This window comes from Acidobacteriota bacterium (assembly GCA_019347945.1).
Lineage (GTDB): Bacteria > Acidobacteriota > Thermoanaerobaculia > Gp7-AA8 > JAHWKK01 > JAHWKK01.
The window spans coordinates 126,976-141,258 of record JAHWKK010000010.1 but is presented as its reverse complement, the minus strand read 5'-3'; the positions used below and the strand labels follow the sequence as shown (position 1 = coordinate 141,258).

Annotated in this window: 12 protein-coding genes and 1 pseudogene; 4 read left to right on the top strand and 9 right to left on the bottom strand. The window is 62.5% G+C overall.

The annotated features are described in order from the left end of the window. The first annotated feature begins 320 nt into the window (after positions 1 to 320). The gene (locus KY459_08785; protein MBW3564807.1) at positions 321 to 917 is read left to right on the top strand and encodes a hypothetical protein; all 597 of its coding nucleotides are present in this window, start codon (positions 321 to 323) and stop codon (positions 915 to 917) included. A gap of 39 nt (positions 918 to 956) precedes the next feature. Here the strand turns inward: KY459_08785 and KY459_08780 are convergent, their stop codons facing one another. Both KY459_08780 and KY459_08775 read right to left on the bottom strand, forming a co-directional pair. After that, positions 957 to 1,940: a phosphatase PAP2 family protein gene (locus KY459_08780; GenBank protein ID MBW3564806.1), complete on the bottom strand. Its 984-nt coding sequence runs from the start codon at positions 1,938 to 1,940 to the stop codon at positions 957 to 959. Beyond that, positions 1,921 to 3,450 (bottom strand): glycosyltransferase family 39 protein, encoded by a 1,530-nt coding sequence (locus tag KY459_08775; GenBank protein MBW3564805.1) that lies wholly within the window; start codon positions 3,448 to 3,450, stop codon positions 1,921 to 1,923. The genes KY459_08780 and KY459_08775 overlap by 20 nt, the downstream gene beginning before the upstream one ends. 489 nt (positions 3,451 to 3,939) lie before the next feature. Here KY459_08775 and KY459_08770 point away from each other — a divergent pair, with 489 nt between their 5' ends. Both KY459_08770 and KY459_08765 read left to right on the top strand, forming a co-directional pair. Next, positions 3,940 to 4,878 (top strand): 1-phosphofructokinase family hexose kinase, encoded by a 939-nt coding sequence (locus KY459_08770; GenBank protein MBW3564804.1) that lies wholly within the window; start codon positions 3,940 to 3,942, stop codon positions 4,876 to 4,878. 51 nt (positions 4,879 to 4,929) lie between these two features. Beyond that, on the top strand, positions 4,930 to 6,429 hold the full coding sequence (locus KY459_08765) for an FAD-dependent oxidoreductase (GenBank protein MBW3564803.1): 1,500 nt from the start codon (positions 4,930 to 4,932) through the stop codon (positions 6,427 to 6,429). A gap of 613 nt (positions 6,430 to 7,042) precedes the next feature. Here KY459_08765 and KY459_08760 read toward each other — a convergent pair. The 3 genes from KY459_08760 to KY459_08750 are packed head-to-tail and all read right to left on the bottom strand — an operon-like array spanning position 7,043 to position 9,804. Then, complete coding sequence (locus KY459_08760) at positions 7,043 to 8,002, bottom strand: hypothetical protein (GenBank protein ID MBW3564802.1); 960 nt, start codon at positions 8,000 to 8,002, stop codon at positions 7,043 to 7,045. Then, positions 8,003 to 8,857, bottom strand: a complete 855-nt coding sequence (locus KY459_08755; protein ID MBW3564801.1) for an ABC transporter permease — start codon at positions 8,855 to 8,857, stop codon at positions 8,003 to 8,005. Beyond that, positions 8,854 to 9,804: an ABC transporter ATP-binding protein gene (locus tag KY459_08750; protein ID MBW3564800.1), complete on the bottom strand. Its 951-nt coding sequence runs from the start codon at positions 9,802 to 9,804 to the stop codon at positions 8,854 to 8,856. Before KY459_08750 ends, KY459_08755 begins: the two co-directional genes overlap by 4 nt. Positions 9,805 to 10,394: 590 nt before the next feature. On the opposite strand from KY459_08750, the gene KY459_08745 reads away from it, so the two are divergent. Beyond that, on the top strand, positions 10,395 to 11,261 hold the full coding sequence (locus tag KY459_08745; protein MBW3564799.1) for a hypothetical protein: 867 nt from the start codon (positions 10,395 to 10,397) through the stop codon (positions 11,259 to 11,261). A 68-nt stretch (positions 11,262 to 11,329) separates the two neighbouring features. On the opposite strand, the gene KY459_08740 is transcribed toward KY459_08745, so the two are convergent. The 4 genes and pseudogenes from KY459_08740 to KY459_08725 form a co-directional block, all read right to left on the bottom strand. Then, entirely contained in the window at positions 11,330 to 13,117 is a 1,788-nt protein-coding gene (locus KY459_08740) for an SLC13 family permease (protein MBW3564798.1), read from the bottom strand. Between the two features lie 2 nt (positions 13,118 to 13,119). Next, a pseudogene (locus KY459_08735) lies at positions 13,120 to 13,212 on the bottom strand (pirin family protein). 52 nt (positions 13,213 to 13,264) lie between these two features. Beyond that, entirely contained in the window at positions 13,265 to 13,882 is a 618-nt protein-coding gene (locus KY459_08730; GenBank protein MBW3564797.1) for an NAD(P)H-dependent oxidoreductase, read from the bottom strand. A 22-nt stretch (positions 13,883 to 13,904) separates the two neighbouring features. Next, positions 13,905 to 14,279, bottom strand: a complete 375-nt coding sequence (locus KY459_08725) for a hypothetical protein (GenBank protein MBW3564796.1) — start codon at positions 14,277 to 14,279, stop codon at positions 13,905 to 13,907. Between the last annotated feature and the right edge of the window lie 4 nt (positions 14,280 to 14,283).

Genomic DNA, 14,283 nt, shown 5'->3' with positions numbered 1-14,283 from the left:
GCCCCAGGTTCACCGGCCCCCCTGGGTGTTTGCCGGACCGGGATGGTGGTTAATACACCGGGGGGGCGGGCCCCCACCCGCCCCCCATTTGCGGGGGGGGGGGTGGGTGTTGACGTTGTAATTAACCCCCGGCAATCGGGCGGAACCCCCCTTCCGCGGTTTTTAATTTCCCATTTCAACCCCCGACCCCGATCCTCGGAATTGCGCCGTCCGACGTATCCGACGTGTCCGACGGTTCCCGTTCCCTCCCTTCGTCCCCCGCCCGACCGTCCGAGAATGGTCCGCAGGCTGGCAACGATGCCGCAAGCAGTCTTGTCGAGATGGCGATTCATTCACCGGATCGGTCAGCGGCGGTGGAGCAGCTCGAAGGTGGAAACGTCAAGGGCGTGATGCTTCGAAGTCACGTCAATCTGATCATCGAGGAGTACGGCCAGGAAGAGCTCGACGACCTCCTGGCTCACCTTCCCCGCGGGCTCGGCTCCGCAGTTACTCCGATTCTCGCCTCCCAGTGGTATCCCTTCGAGGTCCTGATCGAGCTCGACCGAGCCGCGAGCAAGCGGTTCGGCGAGGGACGCATCGAATGGATTCGCCGCTTTGGCAGCTACTCCGCGGCGAGTGCTCTGACCTCGACGTACAAGGTGTTTCGCCAGGACGACCTTCACACCTACTTCATCCGCTCTGCTCCGCTCAACAGCCAGTTCCAGGATTTTGGCCGCGTCTCGTTCGAAGAGCACGGCCAGACCTCGGCGCGCATGATCCACTCCGACTATCCCTGCTTCAGCCCGGTCTATTGCGAGAGCGCGCTCGGCTATTACGAAAAGGTGCTCGAGCTCCACGGCGCCCCCGACGGAAGCGTCGCGGAGACGTCCTGCCAGACTCTTCGCGATAAAGCCTGCATTTTCGAGCTGAACTGGTGAGTCTGCAAGCGGAAGCTGGACTGCTCCTCGTCCGAGAATTCACTCTGAGAGAGTCGGCGCATTCTCAATCGCTTTCCCCTGCATCGTCGCCGGAACCACGATCCAGGCGACGAGACACACCAGGAGGATCGAGCCGAGCGCGTCCGATGGCCAGTGGCGGAAGTTGACGATCCGGGCGAGCGGAATCAGCATCACGAATCCGGCGAGGATCCACCGAAGGCGGCCATGTACGCGGGCGAGCAGCAGTGTCACGCCGAACGCCGCGGCGTAGAGTGAATGGCCACTCGGAAACGAATCGCCGCCCGGCGCGAAATCGAACGGACTCGTCCAGAGCTCTGGTCTGACCCGCCCCACGACCGGCTTGAGCGTCGAGAGCAGTACGCCGCTGACCGAGGCAGTGATCGCGATGGCGACCGCTTCGAACATCCACCTGAGCCGCCCGAATGCCGCGCCAGCGACCCCGATGAAAAGAACGCAAACCGTCATCAGGAGCCCGTCCCCAAGGCGGTTCAGTGGTCGCGTCGCGAAGTTCGAAAGCCTCTCAGGGACGGAGGACAACCAGGCGACGATGAACGCGTCGCCGATGGCCCAGACGAGCGCGAGAAGTCCACAGCCCGAGACGAAAACGACGAGAAATCTCGCGACCCCGATGTGGCGCACCCGCGCCTTCACCCGCGGCCACCAACCCGTCATCTCCGAGCGGAAACGGCGGAAAGTCTCCGCCGCGTGCCTGGTACGTCCGTGGAGAACGACAATGAAAGGAAGGCCGATCAGAAACCACATCAGCGCGTCCCACTGAAGAGGCTCTCTCCCGAAGAAGGAATGCTCGTCCACAACGATCTCAGCGCCGAACAGGGCATCGTTGATCGCGATTGCCGGTGCCGGCCAGAACGCCGAGAGGACGATCGTCGCGAAGAACCAGATCGAAATCGCCAGCAGCGCGACCGATTCCCCCGATGGTTCCGCCGTAGCTCTGCCATCGACGACCTCAGCCTCGCTCTTCTCAGCGCCGGCGATAGACATCGATCTCCTTCGAGTCGAGACGGATGGTAGAGATTTCATCATAGGCGGCGAGCGCCGCGGCGATCTCGTCAGCATGATCCCGCCGCACCGCCACGATCTCGGGAGGTGACTCGAGCTCGGAGGGTGCTGCGTAGCGCACGCGGTGAAAGTCGGGGTTCATCCCCTTCGCCCATAGATGCGGCGTCCAGTAGAGCGCAATCCGATCCGGCTCGACGCCCGTCGATTCGAGCTCGGAGATCAGCGGCCGGGTTGACGAGGTCTCGTTGAGCGCAGGGGCTCCGAACAATGTCAGGGCGATCAGGGGGACGATCGCGATCGCGCCGATTCCGAGGAGAAACCGCGGGATCGAGCTCGTCCGCCATGTGGCAGCGAGGATGAGGAGAACCACAGAACCGGTGCCCGCCCAGATCCATCCCGGGAGGAGTCTGGAGATGTCCGCAAAATCGGGATTCGAGCGAGGGAGGAACGGAACTCCCACGGTCACGATCACGAAGAGCGCGAACAAAACGCACGCAACGCCGAGCATCCAGTTGCGCGCTCGTGCGCCGAGCGCCCGCACTTCCCTCTCCACCAGCATCGCCGCAGGAACGAGCGCCGGAAGCATGTAGACGTCGAGCTTTCCGCTGATCACCGAGTAGGGCACGAAGACGGCTGCGAACCATGAAAGGAGGAAGCCCCCGCCGGAATCTTCTCGTCGCACTCGCCAGGCGTTCCAGAGTCCGGCGCCGACGAGCGGGAACCACGGCATGAAGTCGATCGGAAAGTGGAGAATGTAGAACCACGGCGGCGAGGCGTGCACCCACGAGCCGAATGCCCGCCCGAGGCTCTGTTTGACGAGGAGATCTTCACCGTAGCCGGCCCCGCCGATGGTGATCGCAGGGATGAGCCAGAGCAATGGGATCACGATCAGGATCAGGAGCGCCCCGGCGGCGATTCGCCGCGGTCTTCGTCGCAGCCGGATCGATTCGAGCCCGTAGAGAAAGATCAGAATGATGCCGGCCATCGGTCCCTTGACGAGGATCGCGAGGCCGCCGCAGACGGCGGCCACGATGAGGCCCCACCGCCAGCCACGATGGAGCGCCCCGAAGATCGCGATCGCACCGAGCGTGATGAGCAACGTGAAGCTGTGATCCATGCGCGCCGTTTGGGCGAGAACCCAGGCGAGCCAGAAGGACGCGAAGACTGCCGTGGCGACCGCCCCTCTTCCCCCCGTAATCGAGGCCGTCGCCTTCCCGATGACGACAATCGTCAGGATGAATGCGACGAGCGAGGGGAGGACAAAGGTGAAAATCGATTCCTGTCCGAAGGTGAACGAAAGAACGCCGAGCATCCAGAAATGGACGGGCGGCTTGTGTGCGTAGGGCTCACCTCCGAGGCGGAGCACCATCCAGCCGCCCGATTCGAGGGTCTCGTGGAGTACGCGTGTGTATTTTGTTTCGTCGCCGATGAGAAGCTCGCGGGTGAATGGAGAGATCCATGTCGTCAGGATGGCGAGGAGAAGCAGTGCCACGACGGCTCGAGGCTGCCGACGCGTCCCGACGATCGGTCCGGGCGCTGCCGAGGTCACGTTCTGGGATTCGGATGGCTGCATTCGAGCGGGGTCGAGCCCGGCGCGGGACCGACCGGCGCAGATTATCCCGTTTCAGGCGAAGCCCGTCACGTGAGTGCGCCGATCATTCTGGCTTCTTCGTCGGATCACGCCGAGCTCCAGGGGGTCGGGGCTCCAGCCCCGACTCGCGGAGGGCTCCGCAAGCATGCTCCCGCCAGGAAGACCCCACGCATTCAACGCGGGTAAACTCGAAAGGTTCAGCGTTCACGACAATCGATCTGCGGCGTATCCGGCTTGCGGGGAGCTGGAGCCCCCCGCGAGTCGGCTCTGGAGAGCCGACCCCCACGTGAGCCTCGCATGGCGGAGGCTTCTCCCACGCCTGTCGGATTGCTCTCCCCGGCGGGGATGACGCCGTCCGGTACGGATCTTGACTGCTTCTGAACTTACTCCATGCAGAGCAAGACCATTCTCACGCTGACACTGAACCCCGCGGTCGATATCCATACCGAGGCGGCTCATGTTCGTCCGGAGCGGAAGAATCGATGTGCCGAGCCGCTCATGGAAGCTGGCGGCGGAGGGATCAACGTCGCTCGGGCGGTTCACAAGCTGGGTGGCCGGGCGACCGCGATGTTCGCGGCCGGTGGAAGGAACGGAGAAGCGCTGGGGGAGCTGATCGACCGTGAAGGAATCGAGTCCCTCGCCATCAGGGTCGCCGGAGAGACACGAGAGAACTTTCACGTATTCGATCAGGCCGGCGAGCAGCAGTATCGGTTCATTCTTCCCGGAGCGCGTTTCGAATCCGCGGAGGCGGAATCGCTTCTCGAACGAATCGGAATGTTCGAGCCTGTACCCGATTACATCGTTGCGAGCGGCAGCCTTCCGCCCGGAATACCGGCGGACTTCTATGGCAGGCTTGCCGAAGCCGGATCTGCCATCGGCGCCCGGACCATCGTGGACACCTCGGGGGATGCCCTCAGGCATGCCCTCGGGCGCGGAGCGTGGTTTCTGAAGCCGAACCTGGGAGAGTTTCGCTCGCTGGTCGGCGACGAGGGTCTCGAGGGCCCTTCGATCGAGGCGGCCGCACGCGAGCTCGTCGATGGAGGTCAGGTCGGGAATCTCCTGATCTCGCTCGGAAGGGCGGGAGCCATTCTCGTCACGCCCGATGGCCAGCAGAGGATCACGGCTCCCACGGTGAGGATCGTCAGCACCGTCGGAGCCGGAGACAGCACCGTTGCCGGACTCGTCCTCGGTCTCGCCCGGGAGATGACCATCGATGATGCGGCAAGATTCGGAGTCGCAGCCGGCGCCGCAGCAGTGATGACTCCCGGCACCGAGCTGTGCCGTCGCGAAGATGTGGAGCGGCTCTTCGAGGCGATGACGGAGTCCTGAACCGGAGGGAGCGCTCCTTGCACAACCGGCGGGCGGGAGGATACGCCGCCGATGAGCAGGTCGCTCTGGTTCTCGAGTACAGAAAGTCCGGCATTTACGCGGTTCGAAGGGCATGACTCGGCCGACGTCGTCATCGTCGGTGGCGGGATCACCGGCCTTGCCGCTGCAGATCTTCTGACCGCGGCCGGAAAGAAGGTCATCGTGGTCGACATGCTTCGCCCGGGCGCCGGCGAGAGCGGCCACACGACCGCCCATCTCACCTCCGCTTTCGATCGAGGCTACGACACGATTTCGAGGAAGATCTCGCGTGAAGCCGCCTCCCTCATCGCAAGCGCGAGCGAATCTGCGATCGACTGGCTCGAACGCCGCAGCCGAAGCCTCGGAGCGGGCCGCTTCGAGCGCGTCGACGGCTGGCTGTATACGGAATCTGAGGATGACGTGGAGTCGCTTCGCCGGGAGCACGCGGCCTCCGAGGAGGCGGGGCTCCGATGCAGTTTCGTTGAACGCGCTCCCCTTCCCTTCGGCAACCGCGGCGCGGTTCAGTATCACGACCAGGGGAAGTTTCATCCCCTGGAGTTTCTCCATGCGCTGATCGCGGACCTTCGGAAAAATGGTTGCCGTTTGTTCGGGGACTCGAAGGTCGTGAAGGTGGAGGACGGCCGCCCGTGCTTCGTCGAGCTCGACAACGGTGGCCGGATCGAAGCGACCGACGTCGTCGTCGCGACCAACGTTCCGGTGATCAACCGTATCCTGCTCCAGACGCGGCTGTACGCTTACCGGACGTATGCGATCGCGCTTCCCGCCTCGAACGACGATCCCGCCGGACTGTTCTTCGACACAATGTCGCCCTACCACTACATCAGGACCCAGGAGACCTCGGAGGGACGTTTTCTGATCGTCGGCGGTGAGGATCACCGGACGGGAACCGAGACCGAGACCGCTGTCCATTTCGAGAACCTCCACCGTTACGCGACCGAGCGCTTCGGCGAACGGCGAATGACGCATCAGTGGTCGGGCCAGGTGATCGAAACTCCGGATGGGCTGCCGTACGCCGGGCGCAACCCCGGAGCGGAGCACGTTTTCGTGGCGACTGGCTACGCAGGTCAGGGGTTCACGATGGGTACGACTTCTGCCCGGCTCATCGCGAGTCTCGTCACCGGTGAATTCCATCCGATGGAAAAGCTTCTGAGCCCGAAGAGAATCGAACTGAGAGCGCTGAAACGGTTCATTACGGGAAATCTGGAGTATCCCCGTCACCTTCTTCCCGATCGGCTGACGAACGTCAACGTCTCAGCGGACTCGGTCGACGCGATTCCGAAGGGGGAGGGTCGAATCGTAAAGGTGGACGGGAAGAAGACGGCCGCCTATCGCGACGATTCCGGCGCGCTCCACCTCCTCTCGACCATCTGCCCTCATCTCGGATGCGACGTTCGGTGGAATCAGGCGGAAGCGAGCTGGGACTGCCCGTGCCACGGCTCGAGATTCGATCCGCTCGGGAGCGTTCGCAACGGCCCAGCTCGCCGGGATCTCGAAAAGATCGAGCCGAGTTGAGGAAGTAGCGAGGCGTTCTTCGAAACGTCGTAATTGGACGCCGGGATTAAGCCGGTCCTCGATTCCTCTTCCGGCACCTAACAACCCTCCTGTTGAACTGACAGTACTGCCAGCGCTCCGCTTGGTCTGACTGTACTTCCATGAGAGATCCCTCGCCCCCCGCCCGACCGCACGCTCGGGATGACGGGGCGGGGAGATCTGTGAAGTGACCGCATCATCCCGACGTACCGTTCGGGACGACCGAGGCGGGGAAGGATGTGTGTCGAAGCGTCAAATGCCGGCGTCTGGTCCGTTGTAATCTGCGGCATTCGAAGCCAGACGCGGCGAGCTTGCGGATACGTTCCGATCCAGAGTATCGGTGGGCGGGGCGTGAGGGACCTCCGGAAGGAGTACAGTCAGGCCCAGCGAAGCGCCGGCCCAAATCACCCCCTCCCCGGCGCTCTCGCGTTCATTTCCGCTTCAGCGGCGCGTAGCGTCGATCAATCGCTCGGATGACCGGGACGGTAGGATGGGCGGCGCATGGGGTTCGCTCACGGCGTCTGGAGATTCACGAGGATGCGAAAGTCGAGGGTCGGAAGCGATCGCTCGCTCCCGAGCCCTCAGATTCAGCTTTCTAGCGCTTCGCCGCGAGCTCTTCGCCCGTCGGGAGCAGATCCGCCGGGACGGTTCCTCGTATCCAGACGCTGTCCTGGTTCGAATCGATGTCGAAGCTCCGGATGATGGGAAGCCATTCCGGCTTTTCGTCACGCACCGCCAGACGCCACATCGCGGTCATCCCGCGGAGGCTGTCTTCGATGAGCAGCAGCGTCTCGTGGTCGCTCGAGACTGCGAGCCCGGCGAGCTCGAGCGCTTCGCCTCCCCTGTCGGTCGCCCAGAGAGCGATCGTCGAGACATACCGGAGCGACTGGCCGAGCTTGACCTCGTTTGCCAGTTTTGCGGAGGCTTCGCCGCCGAGCTTCTGGGCGCGGGGCACGTCGACGATCAGCCAGGCGGTCGCATCCGGGTCGACCCGGGACATCTCGAGCCCCAGGGGTGAGGAGGCCATGAAATCCGTACCGGCGCCACGGGCTGCCGTCAGTGCGGCCGTGACCAGTTCCTCGGAACCGATGATCGTCGTCGAGGAGTCGAGGTAGGCAACGGCGAAGCTCTCGTCATCCTCGCTCGGTCCGACGAAATAGGTCTGTCCGGCCCAGCTGCGAAGCTCGAGCTCTCCATTGCGAATCGTGGCGGACTGGAGGCGCTGGGGGCTGAACGTGCCGCCGACGATCAGAAGAACCGAGCCTTCTCCTTCTTCGTGCTTCGCCGGAGTCATCGCGAAAAAGATCTCGCGAACGTCCCTTCGGAGGTCGAGCCCTGCTTCCTTCAGAAAGGCTTCCGTCTCTCCGTCGGTCGTGATCGAGTCGGTTTTCTCGAAGGCACTCCGGGTCAGCGGGCTCGACGCGAGACTCTCCACGTCGACGTGAGCCACCACCACGGCATCGGCGGGAACGAGGTCGAGAGGATTTCCCGCATGAAGCGGGAGAGCCGCCGCAACCAGAAGAACGACGAGCGCGAGTTGTTTTGTGAGTTTCATTCAAAACTCCTTTCTGCTGAAGTGAACGCATGCGATCGCCAGACATGCCACACCGAACACCGATGAGGTCATGAAGGGAGACAGGGTCAAAAATTTGGATACTTCCTCGGGCGCCTGCCCGGCTGCCACGAGGGCGATGGTCGCCCCCTGCAACTCGACGAGCTTCGGCAGAGTCCAGTACAGCCCGTTGATGATGTTCGCCGTCACCTCCGACGAAACGGCGGCCGCGATCTTGTCGTGAGCCGAGAGAATCACGGTGATGAAGTAGAGCGCGTAGCTCGACATGATCGAGACGCCCGTGGAAGAGGTCACAGTGCCGACGAGAAACGTGAACGCGAGAAGGATCGCGATCACGAGCATGATCACGAGACCACTCCCGAGAAAGCGCAGATGAAACACTCCCGTCTTCCATCCGAGGACCAGCCAGATCGTCCCGATCAGATAGACGACGTTGATTCCGGCGAGCAGCAGACCCGCGATGTACCGATAGAGCAGAGCGGGTACACGACCGACCGGACGTGAAAGATAGAGGTCGACCGTCCCCTTGTCCTGGAGTCTGGGGACGAGATGCGCCGTGGCAAAGATCGCGAGAAAGACCGAGACGATGAAGATGATCGCGGAGAATCCGGACTCGAAGCCGATCATCAGCTTCTCGAGAGAGAGCTCGTCCGGTCCCACGATCGCCTCGTTTCCGAACAGCGAAACGCTGGCGAGTGCGCCATCGACGATGTCGAGATTCACCGCCGCCGAGAAGAGAAGAATGAAGAGAGAGGAGAGAATGAAGTACGCGATCAGTGTCCACCGCGCCGCGGCTTCCCGGAACACCTCCTCGACATTTGCGAGCAGTGGTCTCATCGTTTCACCTCGGATGCCCCGATCTTGTCCAGCCTGACCAGGTCGACGAATACGTCTTCGAGTGACGACTTCATCGGTGTCACCTCGAGGAGCTCGACCTCGTTCGATCGAAGCCTGTCGATGAGCCGATTGAGATGCTGTGCCCCGTCCACGGTGACGACGAAGTGGCCATTCTGGCGGAGGTACTCGGCGCCGTCGGCGGTGAGAGCATCAGGCACGCGTTCCATCTGAGTGGCGACGAGGCGGTATGCCGAGCCGCCGCTGGTGAGCTGGGCGACGGATCCGATGGCAGCGATCCTCCCACCCCGCAGCATCGCGACCCGGTCACACATCAGCTCGATCTCCGACAGCAGATGCGAGTTGAGGAAGATCGTCTTTCCGGCGCGGGCCTGGGCCTGCAGAATGTCGCGGATCTCACGGCGTCCAACGGGATCGACGCCATCTGTGGGCTCGTCGAGAAAGAGGACGTCGGGATCGTGAATCATTGCCGTGGCGAGCCCGAGCCGCTGCGTCATCCCTTTCGAGAACTTCTTCACTTTCACGTCGGCCCACTGCTCGATGCCGACTTCCTCGAGAAGGATCGGTATCCGCGCGCGTACCTCTCCCGGGCTCATCCCGGACATCTTTCCGAAGATCCCGAGAGTCGCGCGGGCGGTCAGATAGCTGGGGAAGCGATGGCCTTCAGGAAGATAACCGACGCGCCGGCGACTTTCGGGCTCTCGCGTCGACTGTCCCAGAATGTAGGCCTCCCCCCGGGTGGCTCGTGTGAGATCGAGAAGAATCTTGACGGTCGTCGTCTTTCCGGCGCCGTTCGCTCCGAGGAGGCCGAAGACCTCCCCGCGGGCGACCTCGAAGGAGATGTCCTCGATGGCGCGGACCTTTTGACGTCCCAGCGCGCCGGTATATACCTTCTCGAGATTTCGGACTTCGATCGCGTTCTCTGACATTCCACTCAATCATACGGGGAATGGAATCAGGAGTTTCGGGAAAGATCGGGTCGAAATGATGGCGATCCCATGGCACCGCTCACGGCCAGGATCTGTCGCCCGCTGAAGCGGGCTCGACATTCTTTGGGACGCGGCCCCTAACCCCCGGCTGAAGCCGGGGGCTAAGGTCTTCCGCCCGCGGAGCGGGCTGACCGGAAGTGGAGATCTAGCGATATTCAACATCTTTGAGGGGCTCGACGTTCTGTCGCCCGAGGACCGCGGGGCTGGCAATGACTCGATCATCGCGCGGTTTCGCGACAGCGCACCCGGCGACAGAATCTAACAAGACCGGAGGGTCGTTTCAGGTGCGATCGAATTGAACGAAGCTGACGGAGCCGCCGAAAGGCGGCGCCAGATCCTATACACCTCGAATCCGACGCAGCTGACGAAGCCGCCGAAAGGCGGCGCCAGATCTTAGCCCCCGGCTTCAGCCGGGGGACAGTAACGTGGCACCCTCAATCGTCGAGCCCGCTTCAGCGGGCGACAGCCCCGCCCTCCCCCACGATCCATGTTGTAGATTGACGGTCGTGTCGCAACGGCCACTGAGATTCATGCATATCCCGAAGACGGCGGGGACGACCTTTCTCTCCATCCTCGGGCGGCAGTATCATCGAGCGCGAACCTTCGATCTGTCCGGGAATGTCGCGGCGGACGCTGCACGTCTCGAGTCGATGCGGGCCGCAGAACGGAAGGCAATCCGGCTTTTCACGGGCCACGCCCCGATCGAGACCGGCCTCCCCGGCCCTGACGCGGCCTCGATCATCACCTTTCTCCGGGATCCGATTGCGCGGGTCCGGTCGTTCTGCCAGCACGTCGCGGAAGGAAAGAGCGCCTATCTGCTGCGAGACTTCCCTCCCGAGTCATTCGATCTCGACCGATTCCTGTCCGGATCCGGCGGCGAGCTTTCGAACCTCCAGACGAAAATGCTGATCAATCGCGGCTCGATCACAGCTTCCGAGCGGCTCGACCGGATGAAAGCTTCCGAGGCTCGCGAGCGGGCGCTGGAAAACCTGTTCGGGAGAGTCGCCGCCTTCGGACTCCAGGAGAAGTTCGATCAGAGCGTGCTGATGTTCTCGGAGCTCTTCAGCTGGTCGCTCCCGCTTTATTACTCGAGGAACGAGAGTACCTTCAGGCCGGGCTTCGAGCTCGATGCCCGCCACAGGGATCGAATCGCCGAGCTCAACGCGATCGACATCGAAGTTTACGAAGCCGCGAGGCGCGCTTTCGATGACCAGCTGAGCAGACGAGTCCGCGAAGGGGAAACCGCCCGGTTCCGCCTGATCAATCGGATCAGCTCGGGACCGATGAGGACGTGGGCTTTCGGCCGTGACGTGGGGCTCTACTGGTATCGGAAGCTCCTTCGTCCAGCGGAATTTCGAGCTCTCACGGACTCTGGCGCGCCAACGAGGCGCAGCTGAAATGCTGAACCCGGCTCTGATCTGGAGACCGATCGAGGCCACTCACCCTCTGGACCGTCAGACACGCCTCAGAAGGGAAAGAAGCGGGGAATCACAAATGTCGCTGCAATGATCATCAGGACGTTCAAAGGAGCGCCGACCCGGACGAAGTCGGAAAAGCGATAGCCGCCGGGGGCGTAGATGAACGTGTTGGTCTGATATCCGATGGGTGTCATGAAGCTGTTCGAGGCGGCGAACATCATGGCGATCACGAAGGGCATCGGAGAAACGCCGAGAGTGAGGGCGGCCGAAATTGCAACGGGAGTCAGAACCACGGCAGCGGCATTGTTGCTGATCACCGCGGTCAGCAGCGATGCCAGGAGGTAGAAAGCGGCCAGAGCCCCGTATGGCCCGAACCCGGAGCTGAGGGCGAGGAACTGTTCGGCGATCAGAGCCGAAGTGCCGCTGTTCTGCATCGCGATGCCGAGAGGGATGATCGAACCGAGCAGAACCAGAACCATCCAGTCGATATCCTCGTATGCCTCTTCTGGACGGATGCAGCCGGTCAGGAACATGGCGACGACGCCGACCATTACGCTCACGACGATTGGCAGGATCTCGAAGGCCGCGAGAACGACGACTCCGACCATGATCGGGCTGGCGATTTTCATCTTGGAAGTCCGCCGGGTCGGGGGATTGACGGCGCTCATGACTGCCAGATCGTCCGAATCATAAAGCTCGCGCAGCGCGGTCGGAGCCGCTTCCACGAGCAGCGTATCGCCCGAACGAAGGCCGACGTCCGCAAGATGGTCCCGGATGACGACTCCATGGCGCTGAATTCCGAGGACCGGGACGCCGTACCTGGCTCGAAAAGCGAGCTGCTTGAGCGTCCGGCCGATGACCGGAGAGCGAGGAGGCACGATCAGCTCGACGAGCCGGACCTCCTCCTCCTTCTCGACCGACTCCTCGATTAGGAGATCGTCTTTCGGCTTGACGACTTCGAGATGCGCCACCTCGCTGAGCTGAGCGATGTTCCCGACGTTCCCCCTCGCCAGGAGGAGGTCGCCGGCCTGGATGACCATACCTCCGCGCACGGCGTGAATTCGCTGGTCGCCGCGATCGATTGCGACGACCTGAAGGCCGAGGTTCTCGCCGAATTTCGAGTCACGCAGCGAGCGGCCCGCCAACGGCGAATCCTCGTGGACACGCAATGTCGTGAGGTAATCGCGGAGCTCGTAGGTCTCGATCAGCCCGTGTCCCACCGACCGCGTGGGGAGGAGCTTTCGTCCCAGGGTCAGGAGATAGACGACGCCGATCCCCGTGATGATCAGCGCTGGCAGAGTCATGTCGAAAAGTCGGATTCGCGGAAGTCCGAGTTGCAACGCGAGCCCCGCAACCAGAAGGTTCGTGCTCGTACCGATCAGTGTCGTCGTCCCTCCGAGCTGGCTCGCGAACGAAACCGGCATCAGGAGCCGCGAGGGTGCGATGCCCCGTTTGCGCGCGAGGGTGAGCATGACGGGCACCATCACCAGAACGATCGGGGTATTGTTGAGAAATGCACTGAGCGGGATCACGATCGCAAGCCCGACCACCAGAGCGCGGAGCTCGCTCTCCCCCGCGGTTCTCATGAACCACCGCCCCAGGGCATCCACCAGACCCGTTCGAAGAAGAGCCGCGGAAAGAACGAACATCCCCGCCACCGTGAGCACAGCTTCGTTCGAAAAACCGCTCAGCGCCTCCGCCGGTGTCACGAGGCCGGTGACGCTCACCAGAGTCAGGCTCACGAGACCGACGACGTCGATCCGGAGACGATTCCAGACGAAGAGGCCGACCGTGATCAGCAGGATCGTCAGGGTCAGAATGATGGGAGTCGTCATCGCGGATCGTAGTAATCCGCAAAGGAAAATGTGTGGAACGTCTTCAGCCAGCCGTGATCGAAAAAGCCGCGTTCGTCGCTACGTCGGATCCTCATTTCGCGCTCTTCCTCCCCTCCGACAACAGAAAGCCATTCCATCATCGATCCGTCACTCCTCCTCGTCGGCGAAGTCCTGGAGTTTTTTCGCGGCGATCGCGTCGGTGAACCAGATCATCGTGTCGAGGAACCGGTCGGTACGCCCGAACCATGCTTCGTCGTTAGGGTGCCCCTCCTCGGAGAAGCTCTCGCCGACTTTCGTGACCGGAAGCTCGGCGGGGATCGGAAATCCACCGAAACCGAATACGCTCTGCCGGAGAGTCTCGAGACAGCGGACACCTCCGAACATGCCGGCTGAAACCGTGACGATACCGACCGGCTTCCTGCTGTATTCGGGGAGAAGATAGTCGATCGCGTTTTTCAGTACGCCCGGATAGCCGTGGTTGTACTCGGGAGTGGTGATGACGATTCCATCCGCCCTTTCGATGATCCTTCCCCATTCCTGGACTGCCTCTGGTGGATCGTCGGTCATCCGCAACCGTTCCTTCATCATCGGAAGGTCGAGCTCTTCGAGGTCGACCAGGGAAGTCGTGACCTCGTTGCGGTCAGCGAGCTGCCGGTGAATGAACTTCGCGACGCGAATCGTCTTCCGGCCCTCGCGCGTCGAGCCGCAGATTACGGGGATGTCGAGCAAGTGTGCCTCCTTCTTTTCTGTCGCACGAGCAAACATCCCGCCCACGCGGAGCGATGGGCTATGTTCGCTCCAATTCGTCCTCGCATCGGATCAGTTCTTCCTCGACCAGGTTGAGGACGCGATTGAGCGTGAACCCCGGCGGAAACGCGTGAGGGATCCGGACGCCGGCGCCGATCATCTCCAGAAAGTCGACGGTCGGCTTTCGTCGCGCCAGTGCCCAGACCAGTCGTCTCGGGAGGTCCTCACGCTCCATCGCAGTCAGGTGGAGTGGCTGGAGGTAGTAACCGAAGTGCATCGTTTCCAGGCTCGGACGACCCCCGGACATCTCGGGAAGCGTCACGCTGAGCCTCAGCGAGCCGAAGATCCAGTTGAGCCGTCCGAAGCTCGCCCTCCAGCGGTCCTCCTCCGAGGTGGTGAGGTGCTCGAGTCTCATTGCA

Excerpts from the sequence above, each read along its gene's own strand:
- KY459_08785 (MBW3564807.1), top strand. The coding sequence starts at position 321 with ATGGCGATTCATTCACCGGATCGGTCAGCGGCGGTGGAGCAGCTCGAA.
- KY459_08740 (MBW3564798.1), bottom strand. The coding sequence starts at position 13,117 with ATGACGACTCCCATCATTCTGACCCTGACGATCCTGCTGATCACGGTC.
- KY459_08750 (MBW3564800.1), bottom strand. The coding sequence starts at position 9,804 with ATGTCAGAGAACGCGATCGAAGTCCGAAATCTCGAGAAGGTATATACC.
- KY459_08765 (MBW3564803.1), top strand. The coding sequence starts at position 4,930 with ATGAGCAGGTCGCTCTGGTTCTCGAGTACAGAAAGTCCGGCATTTACG.
- KY459_08745 (MBW3564799.1), top strand. The coding sequence starts at position 10,395 with ATGCATATCCCGAAGACGGCGGGGACGACCTTTCTCTCCATCCTCGGG.
- KY459_08725 (MBW3564796.1), bottom strand. The coding sequence starts at position 14,279 with ATGAGACTCGAGCACCTCACCACCTCGGAGGAGGACCGCTGGAGGGCG.
- KY459_08755 (MBW3564801.1), bottom strand. The coding sequence starts at position 8,857 with ATGAGACCACTGCTCGCAAATGTCGAGGAGGTGTTCCGGGAAGCCGCG.
- KY459_08730 (MBW3564797.1), bottom strand. The coding sequence starts at position 13,882 with ATGTTTGCTCGTGCGACAGAAAAGAAGGAGGCACACTTGCTCGACATC.
- KY459_08770 (MBW3564804.1), top strand. The coding sequence starts at position 3,940 with ATGCAGAGCAAGACCATTCTCACGCTGACACTGAACCCCGCGGTCGAT.
- KY459_08760 (MBW3564802.1), bottom strand. The coding sequence starts at position 8,002 with ATGAAACTCACAAAACAACTCGCGCTCGTCGTTCTTCTGGTTGCGGCG.
- KY459_08780 (MBW3564806.1), bottom strand. The coding sequence starts at position 1,940 with ATGTCTATCGCCGGCGCTGAGAAGAGCGAGGCTGAGGTCGTCGATGGC.